Origin of the sequence: Streptomyces nanshensis, assembly GCF_001751255.1 — a bacterium.
Taxonomy (GTDB): Bacteria; Actinomycetota; Actinomycetes; order Streptomycetales; family Streptomycetaceae; genus Streptomyces; species Streptomyces nanshensis_A.
In genome coordinates, this window is the sequence record NZ_LJGW01000041.1 from 266 (window position 1) to 23,134 (window position 22,869).

Below are 22,869 nucleotides of genomic sequence, written 5' to 3' on the forward strand. Positions count from 1 at the left end.
GAGGACCACGCCGCGGAGGACTCGCCGCTCGCCGACTACGGCGTCGCGAGCATCACCGACGCCCGGCTCTCCGGCGGCCTCGCCGGCGTCATAGGCGCCGGTGCCACGCTCGCCGCCGGCAGCGCCGTCTTCGTCGCCGTACGCCGCCGCCGCGAGGCCGCACCCGCCGCCGCGGCCCCTGCCGACTCCGCCGCCCCGCCTGCCCCAAGTGACCGGGAGACGACCTGAGATGGGCGCGGGCCACGCCCACAAGCTCTATCTGCACGGGCACTCGCCCGTGCACGCGCTGCCGCCGCACTGCAAGCTCGCCGCGGTCTTCTGCTTCGTCCTCGTCGTCGTCTCCACGCCGCGCGAGGCGATGTGGGCCTTCGGGCTGTACGCGGTGCTGCTCGCCGCCGTGGCCCGTGCGGGAAGGGTGCCGTACGGGCATCTGCTGAAGCGGATGCTGATCGAAGTGCCGTTCGTGGCCTTCGCGTTGCTGATGCCCTTCGTCGCACGCGGCCCGTACACGGAGGTGTGGGGCGTGACGCTGTCCGAGCCGGGGCTGTGGGGCGCCTGGAACATCCTCGCCAAGGGCACCCTCGGCGTCGCCGCCTCCGTACTGCTCGCCTCGACGACCGAACTGCGCGAACTGCTCCTGGGACTCCAGCGGTTGCGGCTGCCGCCGCTGCTGGTGCAGATCGCGTCGTTCATGATCCGGTACGGCGACGTCATCGCGGACGAGATGCGCAGGATGCGGATCGCCCGGGTCTCGCGGGGCTTCCGCGCGCGGGGCGTACGGCAGTGGGGCGTGCTCGCGAAGTCCGCCGGGGCGCTGTTCATCCGCTCCTACGAGCGGGGCGAGCGCGTCCATCTCGCGATGGTCAGCCGCGGCTACACCGGCACGATGCCCGTGCTGGACGAGACGGCCGCGACCCGGGCGCAGTGGACCGGGGCGGCGGCCCTCCCGGTCGCGGCGTTCGCGGTGTGCCTGATGGGATGGGCGGCGTGACGAGCGACAGCACGGCCGACGGCACGACCACCGGCACCGCCGGCAGCACCGGTCCGAACAGCGCCGCCGGTCCGAACGGCCCCACCGGCGCCCCGCCCTCCCTCGCGGTCTCGGGCCTCGCCTACGCCTACCCCGACGGCCATCAGGCCCTGTTCGGCGTGGACTTGACCGTCCCGCGCGGCGAACGCGTCGCGCTGCTGGGCCCCAACGGCGCCGGCAAGACCACCCTCGTGCTCCACCTCAACGGCATCCTCACCGCGGGCGCCGGCTCGGTCGCCGTCGCCGGACTGCCCGTCGAACCACGGCACTTGGCGGAGATCCGGCGCCGGGTCGGCATCGTCTTCCAGGACCCGGACGACCAGCTCTTCATGCCCACCGTCCGCGAGGACGTGGCCTTCGGCCCGGCCACCGCCGGACTGCGCGGCGCGGAGCTGGACGCCCGCGTGCACGAGGCGCTGGCGCGGGTCGGGATGGAGGCGCACTCCGACCGTCCGCCGCACCACCTCTCGTTCGGGCAGCGCCGCCGCGTCGCCGTGGCGACCGTGCTCGCGATGCGGCCGGAGATCCTCGTCCTGGACGAGCCCTCCTCGAACCTCGACCCGGCCTCCCGCCGTGAGTTGGCCGACATCCTGGTGGAGCTGGACGTGACGGTGCTGATGGTCACGCACGATCTGCCGTACGCGCTCCAGCTCTGCCCGCGCGCGGTGGTGCTCAGCGACGGCGTCATCGTCGCCGACGGGGAGACCCGTGAACTCCTCTGCGACGAGGCGCTGTTGGCGGCGCACCGGCTGGAACTGCCGTTCGGCTTCGACCCCGGCTCGGCGAAGGTGCCGCAGCGATAGCACCATGGACCGTGCACGGAAGACCGCACGAGTGGACGGACAAGGGCGTGAAGGCTGGAAACGCTGAGATCGCGGTGGACGTCCAGGGCACGGTGGCCGACGGCTACGAGCCCGTACGCGAGGCCTTCGCGGCGAACTTCGCCGACCGGGGCGACACCGGCGCGGCCGTGACCGTGCACCGGGACGGACGGATCGTCGTGGACCTGTGGGCGGGCCGCAAGGACGCCGCGCCGGCGCCCGAGGCGCCCGACGTCCCCGCACAGCCCGGCTCCCCCGACGCCCCGGACGCGCTCGGCGAGCACGCCGCGCCCGACGGACCCGACGGCCCCGGCACCGAACCCTGGTCCCGTGAGACCGCCGCCGTCGTCCGTTCCGCCTCCAAGGGCCCGGCCGCCGCCGTGCTCCATCTCCTGCACCAGCGCGGCCAGTTGGACCTGGACGCGCCCGTCGCCACGTACTGGCCGGAGTTCAAGCCGCACGGCAAGGAACGGCTCCTGGTACGGCATGTGCTCGCCCACCGTGCGGGGCTGCCCGCGCTCGACGAGCCGCTCACCCCGCACCAGGCCGTCGACGGCGTCACCGCCCCCTCCGCGCTCGCCGCACAGAGCCCGCTGTGGGAGCCGGGCACCGACCACGGCTACCACCCGCACACCTTCGGCTGGCTCGTCGCCGAACTCGTACGCCGCGCCACGGGCCGCACGATGGGCCGCTGGTTCGCGGAGGAGATCGCCCGGCCGCTCGGCCTGAGCATGTGGTTCGGGATCCCCGCGACGCCCGAAGTGCCGGACGCCGGACTGGACTTGGCCCGTCTCGCCGACGTGCCGACCCCGGAGGCGCGTGCCGCCGCGGGTCTGCGGCTGCGGCCCAAGCAGACGGTGTCGCAGGCGTACGCCGACCCGTCCTCGCTGACCCGCAGGGCCTTCGACGCGGTGGCGCCGCGCCCGTACGAGAACGACCCGGCCTGGCTCGCCGGGGGTCTGCCGGGCTCCGGCTGCGTGGCGACGGCCCGTTCCCTCTCGCGCTTCTACGCGGCGCTCCTGGGGCCCGTGGAGCCCCTCCAGGACGCCGCTCCTCCTCGCTACGCGCGCGGTGGCGCCGCCGCCGGGCGGCTGTTCACTCCGGCGACGCTGACGCAGGCGCGCTCACAGGAGTCCAGCGGTCCCGACCGCGTCCTGGTGGTCAACTCCCGTTTCGGGCTGGGGTTCATGCTGCACGGGCCGGGCGCGCCGATGCTGGCGCAGGGCTCTTTCGGCCATCCCGGGCGGGGCGGTTCGCTGGCCTTCGCCGATCCGGAGTCCGGTACGGCGTTCGCCTACGTCACCGCCGCGATGCAGCGCACGGTCACCTCGGACCCGCGTGCGCACGCGCTCGTACGGGCGCTGCGCGGCTGCCTCTGACGTACGTACCGACAACCTCAGTACGCCGGCGGCGTACCGACAACCTCCGTACGTCGGCGACGTACGGAGGGACGACGTACGGAGGTGTGCGCCGAACACGCCGCCCCCGCAGGCGCGTTCGGCCTCTGCGCCAGGCTGCCCCGAGCGCTCAGTACTCCCGCAGATGTGCCCAGACCGCGCTGCCGCGCGTGACCGGTGAGACGGCCACGCCCCAGCACTCCGCCAGGGTCTCCACGATGAACAGGCCGCGGCCGCACTCGCGTTCGGCGGTGGGCGCCCGGCGTTCCGGCGAGCGGCTGGTGGTGTCGTCGTCGTGCACCTCCACCCGTACCCCGTCGTGCGGGGAGAAGGAGGTGGCGCACACGATCCATGCGCTGTCGGTGTGGGTGACGGCGTTCGTCACCAACTCCGAGAGCACGAGCACCGCTTGTTCTCTCAGTTCGGACGAAGCCCCTCTGCGTCCGAGCCAGCGGTCCATCGCGTGGCGGGCCCGGGGGACGCTGACGTCCTCGGCCGGTAGCCGCAGCGCGTGGGAGTCCGTGTCGGTGCCGGACGGGGGGCGCGGTAGACGGTGGTGCGTGGGGGGCACGCTCAAGGGGAGCACAAACTCACTATGAGTGCTGCGGTCTTCAACTCGCAAGCTTCCTTCTGATAATTTCAGAGTGAAGACGCAATCAGGCGGCCGGAGTTGACGTGAAAGCGTCCGCTTCTGTACGTCGCGCTCCGGCGCGGGATCCCGCCCCCGCCGGAGCCGGTTGCGTCCCGCTGACGACCACCGGCATTCCGGGGAGGTGAGAGCGTGACCGATGCACTCCCGAGCGGTTCGAGTGCGCCGACGGTGCTCCGCATCATCCTCGGCAAGCGCCTCAAAGAACTGCGCGAGCGCTCGGAGATACGCGTCGACGTCGCCGCCAAGGCGCTGCGCGTTAACCATCTGACGATCAGGCGCATGGAGAACGCGCAGGTCGGACTCAAAGTCCCGTACGTCAAGGAGCTGTTGAGGCTCTACGGCGCCGGCGACGGCGAGATCGCCGAGTTCATCGCCATGGCCGAGCAGGCCAACGAGCCCGGCTGGTGGTATCCCTTCCGCGACGCCCTGCCCGACTGGTTCCGCGCGTACGTGAGCCTGGAGACGGACGCCGAGGTCATCCGCGTCTACGAACCCCACTACGTGACCGGCCTGTTGCAGACGCGCGACTACGCACGCGCCGTCATCGCCGCCGGATTCCCGAACGAGTCGGAAGAGGAGCTGGAGCACCGCGTCGAACTGCGCGTGCGCCGCCAGGAGTTGCTGGAGCGGGCCGACGCCCCGACGCTCTGGGTCGTCCTGGAGGAGTCCGCGCTGCGCCGCGAGGTCGGCGGCCCCGCCGTGATGCGGGCCCAGCTCGACCGGCTCGCCGAGGCCGCCGAGATGCCCAACGTGACGCTGCGGATCGTGCCCCTCGCCGCCGGCCCGCACCCGGGCACGGGCGGCCATGTGACCTACTTCCGTTTCCACGAGCGGGAGTTGCAGGACATCGTCTACACCGAGGTCGGGCTGACCAGCGCGGTCTATCTGGACCAGCGCCCCGACGTCGTCACACATCTGGAGGCGCTCACGCGCGTCTCGCTGCTGTCCTCCGAACACGTGCCGGACCCCGGCACGTATCTGCACAACCTGCGTAAGGAGTTCGACAAATGACCCCTGAGATCTCCGGCGGTGCCCTCCGCAACGGGATGCTCGCGCGTGAACTGGGCACCGAGGGCTGGCACAAGCCGTGGAGCGGCCAGAACGGCGGCGCGTGCGTGGAGGCGAAGAACCTCCCCGGCGGATGGGTGGCGCTTCGTCAGTCCACCGACCCGCAGAGCCCCGCTCTGCTGTACTCGGCACAGGGGATGACCGCTTTCGTCGAGGCGGCGAAGTCCGGCGACGCGGACTTCCTCAAGAGCTGACGACCGGCACGAGGCGTGCGGGCCCGTACGACGTGTACGAGCCGTACGGCACCACCCGCGCGACCCGCGCGACGTGTACGACCCGGCCGGGCACGACCGGCCCGGCCCGGGCACCGACCGACCCGAGACCGACCGCCCTCGACTCCCGCCCTCAACTCCCTCGCCCTCCCTCCCACTTGCTCCGTCCCTCCCGTGAGAGCCCGCACCCGACCTCACGGCCCCTCTCGTACCACCGACCGCACAGGCCGGCCGGCGGGGAAGTGCTTTCGCCGTGTACTTCCCCGCCGGCCTCATACGGCAGAAAAGGGATGACCCGATGACCACGTCCGGCAAGCCGGAGATCGACACCAGCAGGCCGCACTCTGCCCGGATGTACGACTACTACCTGGGCGGCAAGGACTGGTATCCCGTCGACGAGAAAGCCGCCGAACGCGTCCTGGAGGTCTGCCCCCAGATCCGGCGCACGGCGGAGACCAACCGCTCGTTCATGCACCGCGCGACGCGCACCCTGGCCTCCGAGCACGGCGTGCGCCAGTTCGTCGACATCGGCACCGGCATTCCCACCGCCCCCAACCTCCACCAGGTCGCCCAGGAGGTGGCCCCGGACGCCCGCATCGTCTACGCCGACCACGACGCGACGGTGCTGGAGTACGCGCACGTCCTGATGCGCAGCACTCCCGAGGGCCGCACCGCCTACATAAGCGCCGACGTGCGCGAGGACTCCATCCTCGACTCGCCCCGGCTGCGCGAGGTCATCGACCTGAACGAGCCCGTCGCGCTCTCGCTCGTCGCGCTTCTGCACTTCGTCCCCGACGACAACAAGCCGTACGACATCGTCAGCAGGATGCTCGACCGGCTCGCCCCCGGCAGCTTCCTCGTGCTCTCCCACTGCACGAACGACTTCGACGCGGTGGCCTGGCAGGGCGTGAAGAAGGTGTACGACGCGGGCGGCACCACGGTGCAGTTCCGTACGAAGGAAGAGGTCGAGCGCTTCTTCGACGGGCTGGAACTGCTCGAACCGAAGGTCACCGTGGCGCACGACTGGCGTCCGGACGAGCCCGCCGACCCCACGGGCGAGGAAGCCGATCTGCTGCGGAGCGCCGCCCTGTACGCCGGAGTGGGAAGGAAGCCATGAGCGTTCCTCTCGGAGACGATTCCTCCCGACGGCGCGGAGACGGTCCGCAGCCGACGGCGCACCAGATCCGTATGGCGAGTATCCGCGCCGAGGCGACGGGAGAGTCCCTCGATCAGGTGCTCTCGGTGTTCATGGGCGGCGGTCGGCACGGCACGGACCACGAGCCGCAGCCGGTGTCGGAGACGGAGTCCGGCCCGGCGCCCGCCTCGGCACCGGACCCGGTCCCGGCCTCGGACGACGCGGCCCGACTCGCCGACGTCATCCCGCTGTCGAGAGCACGCGGCACCCGCTGACCCGCCCGTACGGGAGCCCGGAGAGGAGCCCGTACGGGACCGGGTCCGAGTGCCAGGTCCGAGTACCGGATCCGAGTAGTACGCACCCGCCGCGTACCACTACGACCCTGTGGACACGCTCGTTGACTCTCTGTGAGGGTCCATGAGTCGGACACACAGGGCAGCGGTACGGAGGGGGCCGGGCAATGGCGCGCAGCGCGGGCAGGTCGTGGGTCAGTGAGCCGGAGACGTCGGACAGCCTGATGGCCTTCGGCGCGATCGTGAAGGTCTTCCGCGAGCGCGCCGGGCTCAATCAGGACGAGCTGTCCAAACAGGTGCAGTATTCGAAGCCGTTGGTCTCCTCCGTCGAGCAGGGCCGCCGACTGCCGCCGCCGGACTTCGTCGAGCGAGCCGAACAGGCTCTGGACGCCTTCGGCGTGCTGCGCGCCGCGGCCCAACACATCGGACGGCAGCCGGGGTTGGCCGCGTGGTTCCGCGAGTGGGCGCGCCTGGAGAAGGAGGCGCTCAACCTCTGTACGTACGAATGCCGTCTGGTGCCGGGGCTGTTGCAGACGCAGGCGTACGCACGTGCCGTCTTCAACAACAGGTTGCCGCTACTGATGGACGACCAACTTGAAACGCAGCTCACCGCACGTACGGACCGGCAGCGGCTGTTGGACGAGCTGCCCCGGACGACATTCAGCTTCATCATCGAAGAGGCCGTGCTGATGCGGAGGTTGGGCGGTACGGAGGTCACCCGGGGGCAGCTCGACCATCTGCTCGGGCGCGGCAGGTTGCGCAATGTGGAGATCCAGATCGTCCCGGCGGATCTGGAGGAACACGCCTGTCTCGACGGCCCTGTTGCGTTGCTTGAGTCCTCGTATCACCGCTGGATGGGGTACAGCGAAGGGCAGAAGAACGGGCGGCTGATTTCCGGCCTGGAAGACGTCAGCGTGCTCCAGATGCGGTATGCCAAGATGCGCTCACAGGCTCTTTCGCACACGGAATCGAGGAGCCTGCTTCAGCGGATGCGAGGAGCGCTATGACCACCGGACTGGCCTGGTTCAAGTCGAGCTACAGCGGCACCGAGGGCGACAACTGCGTAGAGGTCGCTCTCTCTTGGAGCAAGTCGAGCTACAGCGGCACCTCGGGCGACGACTGCGTCGAGGTTGCCGCTTGCCCTGGCACTGTCCATGTACGGGACTCGAAGGACACGGAGATCCCGCAGCTCTCCGTGGCTCCGGGCGCATGGGCAGCGTTCCTCTCGTACGCGTCGTCCGCTTCGCGGGCGTAACTCCCGTACGGCATGCGGCGGTTCGAGGGGTACACGGTGCTCGTCACGGGCGCCGGGCAGGGGATCGGCGCACACGGAATCGATGAGCTTGATGAAGCGGATGCGAGGAGCGCTATGAGCACCGGACTGTCCTGGTTCAAGTCGAGCTACAGCGGCACCGATGGCGATAGCTGTGTCGAAGTCGCTCTCTCGTGGAGCAAGTCGAGCTACAGCGGCACGGCAGGCGACAACTGCGTAGAGGTCGCTCTCTCGTGGAGCAAGTCGAGCCACAGCGGTACCCAGGGCGACAGTTGCGTTGAGGTCGCCGCCTGCCCCGGCACCGTCCATGTACGGGACTCGAAGGACACGGAGATTCCCCAGCTCTCCGTGGCTCCGGGTGCCTGGACGGCTTTCCTTTCGTACGCGTCGTCCGCTTCGCGGGCGTAACTCCCGTACGGCATGCGGCGGTTCGAGGGGTACACGGCGCTCGTCACGGGCGCCGGGCAGGGGATCGGCGCGGCCGTCTCCCGGCGGCTGGCGTCCGAGGGCGCCCGCGTCCTGGTGACGGATCTGGACGGCGCGCGGGCCGGACGTACGGCGGAGGCGATCCGTACCGACGGCGGCGAGGCCCGCGCGGCGTCCTGCGACGTGGGCGACCGGCAGGCCGTCGAGGCGGCGGTCGCGCAGGCCGCCGAGCACTTCGGCGGCCTCGACGTGCTCGTCAACAACGCCTACTCCTGCACGCCCGACGCCGCACGCCTGGAGGACGAGCCGGACGAGGGCTGGGCACGGGACCTGGACGTCTCGCTCACCGGCGCCTTCCGCTGCGCGCGTGCGGCGATGCCGTATCTGGCGGCGGCCGGGGGACGCGGGGCGATCGTCAACATCGGTTCCGTGAACGGGATCCAGGACTTCGGCAACCACGCCTACAGCGCCGCCAAGGCGGGCCTCGCCTCGCTGACCCGTACGCTCGCGGGCGACGGCGGGCCGCGCGGCGTACGCGTCAACCTCGTCGCACCCGGCACGGTGCGCACCGGGGCGTGGGCGGGCCGCGACGCCGCACTCGAACGGGCCGCGGCGCTCTACCCGTTGGGACGTGTCGGCCGCCCCGAGGACATCGCCTCGGCGGTCGCCTTCCTGGCCTCCGCCGACGCGGAGTGGATCACGGGCGTGACGCTGCCGGTCGACGGCGGCATCACCTCGGTCAACGCGGGCTTCCACGAGGCGATGGCGCCGCTGCGCACCCAGGACTGACGGCCGCGCACCGGCCGCGACCGGGCTACGGGCCGGGGACGCCGTCCGCGGCGGACGTCGGCCGGGGCAGCCGCCGCCACAGCAACGCCCGTGCCATGAGGGCCACTTCGAGATTCAGCCGGTCGTCGGTCAGCGGCCGGCCGATCAGTTCCTCGGCCTTGCGGACGCGGTAGTGCACGGTGTTCTTGTGCAGATGCAGCCGCGCCGCCGCCTGGGTGTAGCTGCATCCCGACTCCAGGAACACCCGTACGGTGCCGCGCAGTTGAGGGTTTCCCGGGTCGTCGGCCGCGAGACCGCCGAGCGTGCGGGCGATCCAGTGCGCGAGATCCTCCGACTTCTCGGTGAGCAGCGCGGCCACCGCGACGTCGTCGAACGACAGCACTCTGAGATCGCCGTTCTCCGCGGTCCCGGCGACCGCCTGGGTGCGGACGGCCTCGCGCAGCGAGCCGCGGAAGCCGTCGAGACCTCGTGCCGGAGCGCCGAGCGCGACCCGTACGTCCGCGGCGACGCCCGCCATGCCCTCGTGCAGCTCGTCCACGTCCATGGCGTGCGGGGCCTGATGCTGCACCCAGACCCACATCGTGCGCGCGTCGTTGAGCAGCGTCAGGGGGGTGCCGGGGCCGAAGGCCCGCTGGATCGCGCGGGCGGCGGCGTCGAGCGTGCCCGCCTCGCCCGGCGCCTCCGCGGGCAGCCAGGCGACGGCGGCCGTGTGCCAGCCGGAGACGGGGATGCCGAGGAGATGGTGGGCCTCCACCTCGGACATGCCCTCCGAGGCGAGGACGAGACGGATCCGGGCGGCGCGTGCGGCTCCGACGCGGCTGTTCCAGAGCCGCCGTTCCGTCTCGTAGATGTCGATGAGACCTTCGATGACGCGGTCGATGTAGCTGTTGGTGCGCCGGGACAGCTCCGCGACGGCCGCGAGCGCCAGATGCGTCGGCACGTCGCCGATCCGGTCCAGGGCCGTGATGCCCCACTGCGTGAACCGGTTCTCGCCGAGCCGGTACGCGCGCAGCAGCGCCTCCAGGGACAGGGAGTGCTGGGCGAAGCGGCGGGCGTACTCGGCCGCGGCGGCCGGTACGGAGATCTGCTCGACCGGGATGGAGTGCCGGAGCAGATCGACGATCGCCACCAGGTTGGACGACGTGCTCGCCACCATGAGTTCGCGGACCGCCTCGTCGTGCCGGAACTCCGGGATGACCTCGACGAACCACGTCGTCATCTCGTCGGTGAGGGCGGGCAGATCGGCGTCGAGGGCCTGGGCGACTTCGGCCACCAGAGCGTCGACGTCTGCGGACATGGCGGGCACCGTAGCAAGGCCCTCACCAGGGCGGGAGGGGGCGACGATCACCTTCCCGCAACGTCCACGGGCCCTTCGCGGAGCGGTGGTACGGGCAGGGCCGGGGAGTCACCTCACGGCGACGCGTTGTGACGGCGGCACAACACGGGGCGGAGGCTTCGGTTCGCCGGCCCATGGTTCAGATCGGTCCCGCTTTTCTACGGTCCTCACAGTGACGTGGCGCACATCTCGTCGTGACGCACGACCGTGCCGGAGCCGCACACGAGAGGACGACAACCATGCACCTCGCCGTTCTGCCCGAGGAGCGCGCGGGCCGCGACCCGTCGGGCGCCTGCGTGGCCGACGACGCCGTGACGCTGGACAACGCCGCGTTCGCCGCCCGGGTGCGCGGTGCCGCGGCCGTCCTGCGGGCGCGGGGGAGCGGTCCCGGCGACGTCGTCGCCGTGATGCTGCCCAACCGGGTCGAGCTGGTCGTGATCCTGTTCGCCGCCTGGCGGTTGGGGGCGGCGGTCACGCCCGTCAATCCGGCGCTGACCGCCGACGAGGCCGGCTTCCAGATCCGCGACGCGGGGGCGCGGGTGGTGGTCGGGGAGGCCGGGGCGGAACTGGTCACGCTGGACGTGGCGGCGCTGGCGGGGCCGGGCTCAACCGGCGTGCGCCAGGCGGGCGTTGACGAGGGCGACCTCGGACCCGCCGTCGTGGACGACACCGCGCTGGCGCTGCTGATCTACACCAGCGGCACCACCGGGCGGCCGAAGGGCGTCATGCTCGACCACGCCAACGTCCGGGCCATGGTGGACATGATCGTCGCCGGGCTCGGCCTCGGGCCCCGCGACCACAGCCTGCTGATCCTGCCGCTGTTCCACGTCAACGGGATCGCGGTGAGCGTCCTCTCGCCGCTGCTCGCGGGCGGACGGGCGACCGTCGCCGGGCGGTTCCGGCCGGAGACCTTCTTCGACGTGATCGAGCGGGTGCGGCCCACGTACTTCTCGGCCGTGCCCGCGATCTACGCCAGACTCACCGGACTCCCGGAGCACGACCGGCGTCCCGACACCTCCTCCCTGCGGCTCGTCGTCTGCGGTGCGGCGCCGATGCCCGCCGAACTCATCGAACGGTTCGAGCAGCGCTACGGCGTGCCGGTCGTCGAGGGGTACGGGCTCTCGGAGGGCACCTGCGCCTCGACGCTCAACCCGGTGGCCGGTCCGCGCAAGCCCGGCACGGTCGGGCTTCCGCTGCCCGGCCAGCGGGTCGAACTCATGGACGCGCAGGGGCAGTTGGTGACCGACGGGCCGGGCGAGGTCGTGATCAAGGGACCGAACGTGATGCGCGGCTATCTGGGACGGGCGGAGGAGACCGCGGCCACGATCACCGACGGCTGGCTGCGCACCGGCGACGTCGGACGGTTCGACGACGACGGCTATCTCGTCCTCGTCGACCGCATCAAGGACCTGATCATCCGGGGTGGGGAGAACCTCTACCCGAAGGAGATCGAGAACGCGCTGCACGCGCACCCGGCGGTCCTCGAAGCCGCCGTGGTCGGTTCACCCGACCCGGTACTGGGCGAGGTGCCGGTGGCGGTGGTCGCGCTGTATCCCGAAGCGCGGGCCACCGCCGAGGAGTTGACCGCGCACTGCCGCGAGCGGCTGGCGAAGGTCAAGGTGCCCGTCCGGATCACCCTCGTCGACGCGCTCCCGAAGAACCCGGTCGGCAAGATCGACAAGCCCGCGCTGCGGGGCCGACCGGCCCCGGCCGGCTGACCGTTCGGCGTCCGGGCCCCACCCCCGCCCGTACTCGTACGCCACTCCTCCGTACCAGCTCCCGCAGCCCCCGTACCTCCACTCCGCGCCGCGGCATCACGCGTCACGCGGCGCTCCGCCCTGCCCGCATCACACCGAAGGGACGACGACACATGGGCTTCAAGACGGCAGACTTCCCACCCGTCGATCCGGAGACCTTCCTCGACAGGCCGCTGTTCGAGCGGACGAAGCAACTCGCCCTGCACTGGGTGGAGTTCGGCTTCGGCTCGCCGAAGATGATCCACACCGTCTACATCCTCAAGCTGCTGGTCCTCTACGCCTTCGGCGGCGTCCTGGCGGCCACGGCCACCTCCGGGGCGGGCCCGTTCTGGGACGTCGGCGCGTGGTGGGACGAGCCGGTCGTCTACCAGAAGCTCGTGCTGTGGACCGTCCTGCTGGAGACCGCCGGACTGGCGGGCTCCTGGGGGCCGTTGGCCGGAAAGTTCAAGCCGATGACGGGCGGCATCCTCTTCTGGGCGCGGCCGGGCACCATCCGGCTGCGGCCCTGGAGGCGGGTGCCGTTCACCGGCGGCAACACCCGCACCGTCGGCGACGTGCTGCTCTATCTCGCCTTCCTGGCGGCCCTGTCGGCCGCGGTCGTGCTGCCCGGGACGCACAGCGACTCCTTGTCGGCGGCCCTGCCGGAGAACACCACGGGGCTGGTGGCGCCGGAGCTGCTGTACGTACTGATCGCGCTGTACGTGCTGAACGGCCTGCGGGACAAGACGGTCTTCCTCGCCGCCCGCGGCGAGCAGTACCTGCCCGCGCTGGTCTTCTTCGCGTTCCTGCCGTTCGTCAACATGATCGTCGCGGCGAAGCTGCTCATCGTCACCATCTGGGTCGGCGCGGGAGTCTCCAAGCTCGGCCGGCACTTCACCCCCGTCGTCCCGCCGATGGTCTCCAACAGCCCGAGCGTGCCCAGCCGTTGGGCCAAGCGCGCGCACTACCGCGACTTTCCGCGCGACATCCGCCCGTCGAAGCTGGCGAGCTTCATGGGCCACGTCGGCGGCACCACGGTCGAGGTCGTCACGCCGCTGGTGCTGCTGTTCTCCACCGACCGCTGGCTGACGCTGGCCGGGGTGGTGCTGATGGTGGTCTTCCACCTCTTCATCACCTCGACGTTCCCGCTGGCGGTGCCGCTGGAGTGGAACATCCTCTTCGGCTATCTGACGGTGTTCCTCTTCCTCGGCTTCCCCGCCTCGGACGGCTACGGCGTGACCGACATGTCGCCGCCCTGGCTGGCGCTCGTCCTCACCGCCGCGCTGCTGTTCTTCCCCGTACTGGGCAACCTCCGCCCCGACCTGGTCTCCTTCCTGCCGTCGATGCGGCAGTACGCGGGCAACTGGGCGTCGGCGCTGTGGGCGTTCGCCCCGGGAGCGGAGGCCAAGCTCAACTCCCTTGAGCCCAGGCCCACCGAGAACCAGATCGACCAGCTCAAGGCGATGGGCTACGAGCCGGAGATCGCCGAGATCACCCTCCAGCAGACGATCGCCTGGCGGTCGATGCACAGTCAGGGGCGCGGCCTGTTCTCCGTACTGGCGACGCACCTTCCCGATCTGGACTCCCGTACGGTGCGGGAGGCCGAGTTCGGCTGCAACTCCCTCATCGGGTTCAACTTCGGCGACGGCCACCTGCACGACGAGGACCTCGTCCGCGCCGTACAGGAACGCGTCGGCTTCGCGCCCGGCGAGTGGATCGTGGTGTGGGTCGAGTCGCAGGCCATCCACTCCGCGGTGCAGCACTACAAGGTGATCGACGCGGCGCTCGGAGTGATCGAACGCGGATACTGGCGGGTGGCGGACGCCGTGAACGCGCAGCCGTGGCTGCCCGACGGGCCGATTCCGCTGACGGTCACCTTCCGCCGAGGAGAGCACCGGCAGCGGACGGACTCGGCCGCCGGCCGCCGCGACGGCCAGGACGGCGCCGGTGCCGGTCTGGAGGCGCCCGCGTGACGGGCGGTCATGGCGCGACGGGGAAGTGCACGGGCGAGCGGCCCGGGAGGGAGAAGCGGGCATGAGCACCGCGACAGTGGTCGGCAGCGGTCCCAACGGGCTTGTCGCGGCCGTCCTGTTGGCACGGTCCGGCGTCGACGTCACGGTGCTGGAGGCCGCCGACACCGTCGGCGGCGGCACCCGCACCGTCGAGGCGATCGTCCCCGGGCTGCTGCACGACCACTGCTCGGCGGTGCATCCCATGGCCGTCGGCTCACCGGTCCTGGGCGACCTCGGCCTGGACCGGTACGGGCTGCGCTGGCGGCTGCCGGAGATCGACTGCGCGCATCCGCTGGACGACGGCACCGCCGGTGTGCTGCACCGCTCCGTGACCGCGACCGCCGACGGGCTCGGCACGGACGGCAGGCGGTGGCGGACGCTGTTCGAGCAGCCCGCACGGGACTACGACCTCCTCGGCGAGGACATCCTCGGGCCGCTGCTGCGGGTGCCGCGGCACCCGCTGAAGCTGACGCGCTTCGGTGTCCCGGCGGCGCTGCCCGCGACCGCCCTGGCCCGCTCGTTCCGTACCGAACAGGCGCGGGCGCTGTGGCTGGGGGTGGCCGCGCACGCCTTCCGTCCGCTGAACCGGCCGCTGTCCTCGGCGATCGGGCTCGGCATCCTCACCGCGGGACACCGGCACGGCTGGGCGGTCGCGGAGGGCGGCTCACGCGCGATCAGCGACGCGCTGGCCGCCGCGCTGCTCGACCTCGGCGGCACGATCGAGACCGGGGTGCATGTGCGGTCCGCCTCGCAGGTGCCGCCCTCGGACGCCGTGATCTGGGACGTGGCGCCGACCGTACTGGCCGAGGTGCTCGGCGACCGGCTGCCGCCGCGCACCGCCCGCGCCTTCCGCCGCTTCCGCCGCGGACCGGCCGCCTTCAAGGTCGACTTCGCCGTGGCGGAGGGCGTGCCCTGGCGGGCCGAGGCGGCACGCCGCGCGGGGACCGTCCATCTCGCCGGTACGGGACGGGAGATCGCGGCGGCCGAGCGGGACGTACACGAAGGACGCCTGCCGGAGCGGCCGTTCGTCCTCGTCGGACAGCAGTATCTGGCGGACCCGACGCGGTCGGCCGGCGACGTGCACCCGGTCTGGGCCTACGCCCACGTCCCGCACGGCTACGACGGCGACGTCACCGAGGCGGTCACCGCCCAGATCGAGCGGTTCGCCCCCGGCTTCCGGGAGCGGGTGGTCGGCAACTCGGCGTGCTCGCCCGGGGAGTTCGGCGCCGCCAACCCCAACTTCGCCGGCGGCGACATCCTCACCGGGGCGAAGGACGTCCGCCAGTTGGTGTTCGGACCGCGCACCACGCTCCAGCCCTACGACACGGGCCTGCCGGGCCACTACCTCTGCTCGGCGGCCACCCCGCCGGGCCCGGGCGCGCACGGCATGTGCGGGGCCCATGCGGCGGGTCGGGCGCTGCGGCAACTGCGGCAACTCCGGGACGGGCGTGCGAGTTGAGGTTCGCGGGGCTGCCGGCGGGGCTGGCGGCGGGGATGCGGACGTCGCGTCGTCGCGGGCGTCACAGGGCCAGGGTGTCCCCGGGGCTGACCCCGTACCGGTGGTGGTAGCTGGCCGAGAAGTCGGCCTGTGAGGTGAAGCCCCAGCGCGCGCCGACGCCCGCCAACAGCGCGGCGTCGGCGGCCTCTTGGCGTACGGCGACGGTGCTGGGACCGTCCGCGGGGACGGGGCTGACGGCGGCCAGCAGATCGAAGTGCGCACGGCCCAGCCGGACGCCGCGCAGATATCCGACGGCGCTGGTGGGGTGGTGCCGGGCGAAGGCGATCCGCAGCGCGTGCGGGGTGACGCGGGTCGCGGCGGCGATGTCCACGAGGCCGATGTCGATGTGCGCGTTCTCCTCGATGAAGGCGACCGCCCTGGTCACGGCTTCGGCCGTGGCGTCGTGGCTGTCCGCCGACGTGGGCACGGGAGCCCCGGTGTGGGGGAAGGCGAGCAGCGCGCTCTCCGCGAGGCCGCGGGCGATATTGCCCACCGCCAGCGGCTCGTTGACCGCGGCGGCACTGGCGGCCAGTGCGCTGCGTACCCGCGTGACGGAGCCCGCCCAGTGGTCGGCGAGACCCGCGGACGAGGGCTGTGTGGCGGTGAAGCGCAGGGCGCTCTCGGGCTGGTGCTCCGCGAAACCCGCGGTCCGCATCAGCAGGCGCTGGCTGAGCTGTACGGAACCGGTGTCGAGGTCGCGCAGATGTGTGGTGAAGGGCAGATGCGGCGGCGCCACGACGGCGATGTCACCGGGGCGCACGCGCTCGACGGTGTTCGCCCAACGGTGTTCCGCCCAGCCCGTCCGCGGCTGGACGATCACCAGACTTCCGATGGGGGAGACCTCGTAGCGGGCCTCCATGCCCATGAAGAGGTCGTTCACGCAGAACGGTCCGAAGTCGCGGCGTACATGCCGCATGAACTGCTCGTCGCCGGCGGACCCCATGCGCATGCTCGTGCTGTAGGCGAGACCGAGGAACTCGCACGCTTCGGCCGGATCCGTGGTCTCGAAGAACTCCCATGTCGCGGCATGAGCGGCGGAACCGGCCGGGCGCCTGTGGGGCTCGTGCGCACCCCGCGGTCCGCTCGGGGGCAGGTCCACACCCACCAACTCGATCACTTCCTCGACGGCACGTGGCCTGCGGAATCTCCCTTTTCAGCCTACTGCTCCGCCGCGGACCGCTCCGCTGCGTACGGATCGGCCTGTAACCGCCGGGCTTTCGCGGACACAGCGCGAGCAGTCGATTCCATAGCGCAACGAAATGTCGCGAATAAGACGAGTTGCGACAATGGAGGGGTGCCGTATGCATGGAGAGGTACGGAGACACGGGAGGTGCGGCATGAGTGTGCACGCAGAGTTCTCCGGCGGGCACATGGAAGAGGCTGCCGCCCGGGTTCTGTCCGAGTTGCTGGAGCAGTCGCACGAGGTCGCTCCCACAGGCATTCCGCGGCTGGTGAGCGACGTCTGTCAGAAGTACGGGCTCGGCGAGGTCGACATCTTCGTCGTCGACGAGGGGCAGCGGCAGCTCGCCCCGCTGACGCTGCCGGTGGACGACGGCCGGCGAGGTCTCTCGATGGACCGGTCCGTGGCCGGTCTGTGTTATCGCACGACCTCGCTGCGTATCGCCCAGGACGCGGAGGGGCAGTTGGAGGTGTGGCTGCCGCTGCTGAACGGGGTGGAGCGGATCGGCGTGCTCCAGGTCCGTCCGGACCACCTGGACGGGGCGAGGCTGCGGTTCTGCGAACTCCTCGCCTCTCTCGTCACGTTGCTGGTGCTCACCAAGGGGGCGCACAGCGACGACTACCGGCTCGCGCAGCGCACGGAACGGTTCTCCCTGCCCTCGGAGATGGTGTGGGCGTTTCTGCCGCCGCGCACCCTGGGTACACGGCAGGTCGTCTGCACCGCCGTGCTCGAACCGGCACAGGAGCTGGGCGGCGACGCCTTCGACCACTCCCTCATCGGCAACCGTCTGACCACCACCATCCTCGACTCCATGGGCCACGACCTGGCCGCGGGGCTGACCTCGTCGGTGGCCATGGCGGGCTGCCGCAACGCCCGCCGCAGCGGCCACGGCCTGGGGGACCTGGTCGCCGGCGTGGACAGCCGCATCCACGAGGTCTTCCCCGACCGCTTCTGCACCGGCGTCCTCGGCGATCTCGATCTCGACACCGGCGCCTGGAGCTGGATCAACTGCGGCCATCCCGCACCCCTGTTGATCCGCCACGAGCGTGTGCTGCCCGGCGCCCTGGAACGCGAGGGCGAACTGCCGCTGGGCCTCGGCCATCTCACCGGCGCTCCCCGTAAGGTGCATCACGTGCAGTTGCAGCCCGGCGACCGGGTGCTCTCCTACAGCGACGGCATCATCGAAGCCCTCTCCAACACCGGCGAGCGCTTCGGGCTCCACAACTTCCTCGACTTCCTCATCCGCGCCACGGCCGCCGGCGTGACCACGTACGAGGCCCTGCGCCTCCTGATCCAGGCGATCCTCCGGTACCACGACGGCCATCTCCAGGACGACGCGACCATCCAGCTCTTCGAGTGGCGCGACCCCGAGTCCCCGGGCGGCCCGGACCAGGCGTACACGTCTGCGTACGCCACGGGGGCGGGTGTCCAAGGGGCGATGTGAGAGGGGGAGTTGGGGTAACCGGTCAGTCGATGCAGAACTCGTTGCCCTCGATGTCCAGCATCGGGATGCACGACTCGTTCTCCTCGTCGGCGTACAGCGTCTGCACGTGTACCGCACCGAGCGGGACCAGCCGCGCACACTCGGCCTCAAGTGCGGCGAGGCGCTCCTCACCCACGAGACCGCTGCCGACCCGCACATCGAGGTGCACCCGGTTCTTCACGGCCTTCCCCTCGGGGACGCGCTGGAAGAACAGCCGCGGGCCCTCTCCCGAGGGATCCACGCAGGCGGACCAGGAATCCCGCTGCTCGGGTGGCTGCGCACGCTGGAAGTCGTCCCACGTGGCGAACCCCTCCGGAGGCGGCGGTACGACGTACCCCAGCACCTCGCACCAGAAACGGGCGAGGCGCTCAGGCTCCGCGCAGTCAAAGGTGACTTGGAACTTCTTGGTCGCTGACATCGGCGCACGATAACAGGGCGACTCCGCCGCTCATTTCGCCAGACGGACCGCCCGCCGGCCGTCGCCGGAGGCGGTCTGCCGGCCGCCTACCACCTGGCCTTGTCCAGCACGGCGGACAGCTCAGGGGCGATCACATCCGTCGTGGCCAGGGCCCCGATGTGGTCCTGGCCCTCGACCTCGATCAGTTCGAACCCGGCCGCACGCAACTCGTCGGCGTGCGCGCGGATGTGGCGGGCGATGGCCGCGCCGCCCACGAAGTCGTACATCCGGCAGTCCGGTTCGCAGTCCCGGCTGCCGTACCACAGGACCTTCGGCCCCGGCAGAGCGGTCAGAGCCGCACGGTCGTCCCGGCGTCCCCACTCCCGGTACAGCAGACGGCCCAGGTGGTGGACCGCCGCCTTGTCCTGCATCCCGGCCTGGACGAGCGCCGCCCGTGCCCCTTCCTCGAACCCCAGCCAGTAGTCGCGGCTCGCCAGCAGCGGGAACCCTCCGACCACGAGTCCCCGCGTACGGTCGCTGACCGGCGCGAGAAAGCCCGCCAGCGCCGCCATCCCCGAATACCCGGCGAGCACGAAGTCCCCCACCCCGGCCGCGTCCGCCACGGTGTGCAGGTCGGCGATCTCCATCTCCAGCGGATAGTGGGTCCACGCCGACGGCTCCCACGGGCCGCCCGCCTCCTCCTCGGCCTCCATCTCCCCCACGACCTGCCGCGGCTTGTACCGCACGACGCGGTACCGGTCGGCCAACGCGGCGCCCAGAGCCGCGAATTCGGCACGGAAGCGCGCCGGGAAGACGAGGGCCGGAGTGTCCTCGCGCCCGACCGCGTCGTACCACAGCGTGTAGCCATCGGCAGCGACGGCAACCGGCATCTCAGCACTCCCAATATCGGCGCCTGTTGGGGCAGGTCGGCGGATCAGAGCAGCGTCGCACCCGGTGCTGGAGCCGTCGTCGTACGGGCCGTGCGGCAGTGGCCGGAGGCGTTGAGGGCGGCGGCGACCGCCTCCGCCGACTCCGCGTCCGCCGCGAGGAACGCGCACGTCGGGCCCGAGCCGGAGACCAGCGCGGCGAGCGCGCCCGCCGAACTGCCCGTCGTGAGCGTGTCGGTGAGCGACGGGCGCAGCGAAACCGCCGCCGCCTGAAGGTCGTTGGTGAGCGAGGCCGCGAGCGCCGCCGCGTCGCCCGTGCGCAGCGCGTCCAGCAGCGGCTGCGAAGGCCGCGGCTCCGGCACGGAGTCGGCGTCCGCGCCCGTACCGGCGGCCACGCGCAGCCGGTCGCACTCGCGGTAGACGGACGGTGTGGACAGGCCGCCGTCCGCGATGGCGAAGACCCAGTGGAAGGTGCCGCCGACCTCCAGCGGCGTCAGCAGCTCGCCCCGGCCCTGCCCCAACGCGGCGCCGCCCACCAGGGAGAACGGCACGTCCGAGCCCAACTCGGCGGCGAGCGCGCGCAGTTCGCTCTGCGGCGTGCGCGTGCCCCACAGTGCATCGCATGCGAGCAGCGCGCCCGCCGCGTCCGCGCTGCCGCCCGCCATGCCGCCCGCGACGGGGATGTCCTTCGCGATGTGCAGCGCCACGTCCGGGGCACGCCCGTGCCGTTCGGCGAGGAGCCGTGCCGCGCGTGCCGCGAGGTTGCCGTCGTCCAGCGGTACGTGGCGGGTGTCGCGGCCGGAGACGGTGAGCCGCACGCCCGGTGCACCGGCGGGGCTCGCGGTGACCTCGTCGTAGAGGCCGACGGCGAGGAAGACGTTGGCCAGGCCGTGGAAGCCGTCGGGGCGCAGACCGCCCACGGCGAGCTGGACGTTGACCTTCGCGGGCACCCGCGCGGTCACACCCCCGGCGGCCTCCGCGGCGTCCGCCGAAGTCGTGGCCTCCGTACCGTCCGTGGCCTCCGTACGGTCCGAACTCGCCGTCGCCCGGCCGTCGTTCATGTCCTCGGCCTCGTCCTTGACGTCCTGGTTCCTCACGCGCCCGTCCCTCACGTGCCCGTCCCTCACGCGGCGTTCTCCTTGTGCTTGCGGCCCGCTTCCGCGATCGCGGCGAACTCCCCGACCGTCAGCTCCTCGCCGCGCGCCTGCGGCGAGACCCCCGCGCCCGTCAGCGCCTCCTCGGCCGCCGCCGCGGAACCGGCCCACCGGGCGAGCGCCGAGCGGAGCGTCTTGCGGCGCTGCGCGAACGCGGCGTCCACGACGGCGAACACCTCCTCGCGCGTGGCGCTCGTACGCGGCGGATCGCGCCGTACGAGCGAGACCAGACCGGAGTCGACGTTCGGCGCGGGCCAGAAGACGTTCCGTCCGATCGCGCCCGCCCGCTTCACCTCGCAATACCACGACGCCTTGACCGACGGCACACCGTAGACGCGCGAACCGGGCGCCGCGGCAAGCCTGTCGGCGACCTCCGACTGCACCATCACCAGCGCGCGCCGCAGCGTCGGGAAGGACGCCAGCATGTGCAGCAGCACCGGAACGGCCACGTTGTAGGGGAGGTTGGCGACGAGCGCGGTGGGCGCCGGTCCGGGCAGGGCCGTCACCTGCATCGCGTCGGCGTGCACGAGCGCGAACCGGTCGGCGAGGCGCGGCAGTCGGGCCTCGACGGTGGCGGTGAGCCCGGCGGCCAGCGCGTCGTCGACCTCGACGGCGACGACGCGGTCCGCGGTCTGGAGCAGCGCGAGCGTGAGCGAGCCGAGGCCGGGGCCGACCTCCAGCACGATGTCGTCGTCCCCGACCCCCGCCGTACGGACGATCCTGCGCACCGTGTTGGCGTCGATCACGAAGTTCTGCCCGCGCTGCTTGGTGGGCTTCACGCCCATCGCGGCGGCCAGTTCGCGGATATCGGCCGCGCCCAGCAGCCCGTCCGCGGTGTCCTGCGCGGCGCCCTGCGCCACTTCCCCCGTACCCTGCTCGGGCTCGGCGCCGGGCTCATGAGCAGGGGCGCTGTCGGGGTCGTGGGCTGCGGTCACTGCGACAGTTTACGGCCGCAGTACGGCCAGGGACTCGCCCCCCGTGAGACGTACAGCTTCTTCGCGCGGTACGTCTGCTCCTGCGGCGCCGCGTCCTGCGGGCGCCCGCTGCCGCCCAGGTTCTGCCAGGTGGCGGCGTCGAGTTGGTAGAGCCCGCCGTGGTGGCCCGAGGAGTCCACGGCGCGCGCCCGGCCGCCGGACTCGCACTGCGCCAGCGCCGTCCAGTTGAGATGGTCCGCGCCCGCGACGGAGCCCGGCAGCGGCCGGGTGCCGACGCGGACGATCTGCTTGCGCGGCCGGCGCAGCACCTCGACGGCGATGCGCCGCGGCTTCTCGCGCACCCCGTCGACCGTGCGCAGCCGGTAGGTGACCCGCCGGATGCCCGTCCTGCCGGCACGCTCCACCACCTCGGTGCCCTGTGTGAGCCGGGGGTCGGCGCGGCGCTCCGTACGGAAGGCGATCCGCTCCTCCTTGACCTTCTCGCTGCCGGTGATCCTCATCACCGTCACGGTCTGCCCCTCGTGCGGGAAGCTCTCCAGCGGCGCGGACGCCTCGTCCATGCCGTCCATCTCGATCCCGGCCTCCTCCAACGCCTCGCTCACGGAACGGGCGTTGGTACGCAGGGACGTCTCCCGGCCGTCGGCGAGGAAGGTGACGGTACGCCGCGTGAACACCTCCAACTCCAGCCCGCCGCGCGGGATGTCGGCGCTGGGCGCGAGCGAGAACTCCGCGCCCCGGGTGCGTACGGACATCCGGTGCAGGGCGTCCTCCACCGTGCGGGCCGTGGTCCACACGCGGCGGCGCGTGCCGTCGAGGGTGAGGTCGAGCGGGCGGCCGTGATCGAGCGTGACCTCGTCGCCGTCGGCGAGCGGACGGTGCGGGGACGGGCCGACGCTGTCGTGCGGACCGGGCCGCACACCCTCCTCGGCGAGGAGTCCGTCCACGTCGTCCGCGAAGGTGTGCAGCGTGCGCGGCTTTCCGTCGACGGTCAGCTCGACCTCCTTGTCGTGCGCGACGAACGCGCACGTGCCGCCGGCGAGGAACGCCACGACGAGCGCCTGCGGCACCAACCGCCGCAGCGCCTCGGGGCGTTGGCTCACCTTGCGCGCACGGGCGGCACGGCGGGCGGCGGCACGGCCGCCGTGGGGGCGCGGG

The 22,869-nt window shown here is 71.9% G+C and carries 24 protein-coding genes; 16 read left to right on the top strand and 8 right to left on the bottom strand.

Features of this window, described 5'->3' with window-relative positions; translation table 11 throughout:
- From AN218_RS01935 to AN218_RS01950, 4 genes are all read left to right on the top strand, one after another.
- Window positions 1-228: PDGLE domain-containing protein (locus AN218_RS01935; RefSeq protein WP_171908567.1), on the top strand; the 228-nt coding region annotated here is incomplete at its 5' end.
- A gap of 1 nt (window position 229) precedes the next feature.
- A complete protein-coding gene (gene cbiQ, locus AN218_RS01940) occupies window positions 230-991 on the top strand; it encodes a cobalt ECF transporter T component CbiQ (protein WP_070014687.1) in 762 nt (253 codons plus the stop codon).
- Window positions 988-1,833, top strand: a complete 846-nt coding sequence (locus AN218_RS01945) for an energy-coupling factor ABC transporter ATP-binding protein (protein WP_244900195.1) — start codon at window positions 988-990, stop codon at window positions 1,831-1,833. The genes cbiQ and AN218_RS01945 overlap by 4 nt, the downstream gene beginning before the upstream one ends.
- 47 nt (window positions 1,834-1,880) lie before the next feature.
- Window positions 1,881-3,230, top strand: coding sequence for a serine hydrolase domain-containing protein (locus AN218_RS01950; RefSeq protein ID WP_244900196.1), 1,350 nt, complete (start codon window positions 1,881-1,883; stop codon window positions 3,228-3,230).
- A gap of 148 nt (window positions 3,231-3,378) precedes the next feature.
- Here the strand turns inward: AN218_RS01950 and AN218_RS01955 are convergent, their stop codons facing one another.
- Window positions 3,379-3,819, bottom strand: a complete 441-nt coding sequence (locus AN218_RS01955; protein WP_244900200.1) for an ATP-binding protein — start codon at window positions 3,817-3,819, stop codon at window positions 3,379-3,381.
- 210 nt (window positions 3,820-4,029) lie between these two features.
- On the opposite strand from AN218_RS01955, the gene AN218_RS01960 reads away from it, so the two are divergent.
- The 8 genes from AN218_RS01960 to AN218_RS01995 all read left to right on the top strand — a co-directional run bounded on the left by AN218_RS01960 (window position 4,030) and on the right by AN218_RS01995 (window position 9,096).
- Window positions 4,030-4,911, top strand: a complete 882-nt coding sequence (locus AN218_RS01960) for a helix-turn-helix domain-containing protein (protein WP_070014690.1) — start codon at window positions 4,030-4,032, stop codon at window positions 4,909-4,911.
- Window positions 4,908-5,162, top strand: a complete 255-nt coding sequence (locus AN218_RS01965; RefSeq protein ID WP_070014691.1) for a DUF397 domain-containing protein — start codon at window positions 4,908-4,910, stop codon at window positions 5,160-5,162. The genes AN218_RS01960 and AN218_RS01965 overlap by 4 nt, the downstream gene beginning before the upstream one ends.
- 316 nt (window positions 5,163-5,478) lie before the next feature.
- The gene (locus tag AN218_RS01970) at window positions 5,479-6,297 is read left to right on the top strand and encodes an SAM-dependent methyltransferase (protein WP_070014692.1); all 819 of its coding nucleotides are present in this window, start codon (window positions 5,479-5,481) and stop codon (window positions 6,295-6,297) included.
- On the top strand, window positions 6,294-6,590 hold the full coding sequence (locus AN218_RS01975) for a hypothetical protein (protein WP_216311706.1): 297 nt from the start codon (window positions 6,294-6,296) through the stop codon (window positions 6,588-6,590). The genes AN218_RS01970 and AN218_RS01975 overlap by 4 nt, the downstream gene beginning before the upstream one ends.
- 242 nt (window positions 6,591-6,832) lie before the next feature.
- Entirely contained in the window at window positions 6,833-7,615 is a 783-nt protein-coding gene (locus AN218_RS01980) for a helix-turn-helix domain-containing protein (protein WP_244900197.1), read from the top strand.
- Window positions 7,612-7,863, top strand: coding sequence for a DUF397 domain-containing protein (locus AN218_RS01985; RefSeq protein ID WP_070014695.1), 252 nt, complete (start codon window positions 7,612-7,614; stop codon window positions 7,861-7,863). Before AN218_RS01980 ends, AN218_RS01985 begins: the two co-directional genes overlap by 4 nt.
- A 114-nt stretch (window positions 7,864-7,977) precedes the next feature.
- The gene (locus tag AN218_RS01990) at window positions 7,978-8,289 is read left to right on the top strand and encodes a DUF397 domain-containing protein (RefSeq protein ID WP_070014713.1); all 312 of its coding nucleotides are present in this window, start codon (window positions 7,978-7,980) and stop codon (window positions 8,287-8,289) included.
- A 12-nt stretch (window positions 8,290-8,301) separates the two neighbouring features.
- Window positions 8,302-9,096 (top strand): SDR family NAD(P)-dependent oxidoreductase, encoded by a 795-nt coding sequence (locus tag AN218_RS01995; protein WP_070014696.1) that lies wholly within the window; start codon window positions 8,302-8,304, stop codon window positions 9,094-9,096.
- Between the two features lie 25 nt (window positions 9,097-9,121).
- Here the strand turns inward: AN218_RS01995 and AN218_RS02000 are convergent, their stop codons facing one another.
- Window positions 9,122-10,393, bottom strand: a complete 1,272-nt coding sequence (locus AN218_RS02000; RefSeq protein WP_070014697.1) for a PucR family transcriptional regulator — start codon at window positions 10,391-10,393, stop codon at window positions 9,122-9,124.
- 278 nt (window positions 10,394-10,671) lie between these two features.
- On the opposite strand from AN218_RS02000, the gene AN218_RS02005 reads away from it, so the two are divergent.
- From AN218_RS02005 to AN218_RS02015, 3 genes are all read left to right on the top strand, one after another.
- Window positions 10,672-12,150, top strand: a complete 1,479-nt coding sequence (locus tag AN218_RS02005) for a class I adenylate-forming enzyme family protein (RefSeq protein ID WP_070014698.1) — start codon at window positions 10,672-10,674, stop codon at window positions 12,148-12,150.
- A 152-nt stretch (window positions 12,151-12,302) separates the two neighbouring features.
- On the top strand, window positions 12,303-14,141 hold the full coding sequence (locus AN218_RS02010; protein ID WP_070014700.1) for a DUF3556 domain-containing protein: 1,839 nt from the start codon (window positions 12,303-12,305) through the stop codon (window positions 14,139-14,141).
- Window positions 14,142-14,202: 61 nt separating this feature from the next.
- Window positions 14,203-15,639: a phytoene desaturase family protein gene (locus AN218_RS02015; RefSeq protein WP_070014702.1), complete on the top strand. Its 1,437-nt coding sequence runs from the start codon at window positions 14,203-14,205 to the stop codon at window positions 15,637-15,639.
- A 61-nt stretch (window positions 15,640-15,700) separates the two neighbouring features.
- Here the strand turns inward: AN218_RS02015 and AN218_RS02020 are convergent, their stop codons facing one another.
- Window positions 15,701-16,795 (bottom strand): helix-turn-helix transcriptional regulator, encoded by a 1,095-nt coding sequence (locus tag AN218_RS02020; RefSeq protein ID WP_070014704.1) that lies wholly within the window; start codon window positions 16,793-16,795, stop codon window positions 15,701-15,703.
- Window positions 16,796-17,015: 220 nt separating this feature from the next.
- Between AN218_RS02020 and AN218_RS02025 the strand changes: the two genes are divergently transcribed.
- A complete protein-coding gene (locus AN218_RS02025) occupies window positions 17,016-18,302 on the top strand; it encodes a PP2C family protein-serine/threonine phosphatase (protein ID WP_244900198.1) in 1,287 nt (428 codons plus the stop codon).
- Window positions 18,303-18,324: 22 nt separating this feature from the next.
- Here the strand turns inward: AN218_RS02025 and AN218_RS02030 are convergent, their stop codons facing one another.
- The 5 genes from AN218_RS02030 to AN218_RS02050 all read right to left on the bottom strand — a co-directional run.
- Window positions 18,325-18,759: a VOC family protein gene (locus AN218_RS02030; RefSeq protein ID WP_070014706.1), complete on the bottom strand. Its 435-nt coding sequence runs from the start codon at window positions 18,757-18,759 to the stop codon at window positions 18,325-18,327.
- Window positions 18,760-18,845: 86 nt separating this feature from the next.
- The gene (locus AN218_RS02035) at window positions 18,846-19,628 is read right to left on the bottom strand and encodes an alpha/beta fold hydrolase (RefSeq protein WP_070014708.1); all 783 of its coding nucleotides are present in this window, start codon (window positions 19,626-19,628) and stop codon (window positions 18,846-18,848) included.
- Between the two features lie 44 nt (window positions 19,629-19,672).
- Complete coding sequence (locus tag AN218_RS02040) at window positions 19,673-20,722, bottom strand: 4-(cytidine 5'-diphospho)-2-C-methyl-D-erythritol kinase (protein ID WP_244900199.1); 1,050 nt, start codon at window positions 20,720-20,722, stop codon at window positions 19,673-19,675.
- 26 nt (window positions 20,723-20,748) lie between these two features.
- Window positions 20,749-21,639 (bottom strand): 16S rRNA (adenine(1518)-N(6)/adenine(1519)-N(6))-dimethyltransferase RsmA, encoded by an 891-nt coding sequence (gene rsmA, locus AN218_RS02045; RefSeq protein WP_070014710.1) that lies wholly within the window; start codon window positions 21,637-21,639, stop codon window positions 20,749-20,751.
- A gap of 71 nt (window positions 21,640-21,710) precedes the next feature.
- Window positions 21,711-22,869 (bottom strand): resuscitation-promoting factor (locus tag AN218_RS02050; protein ID WP_079131731.1); only part of this gene is annotated, 1,159 nt, incomplete at its 5' end.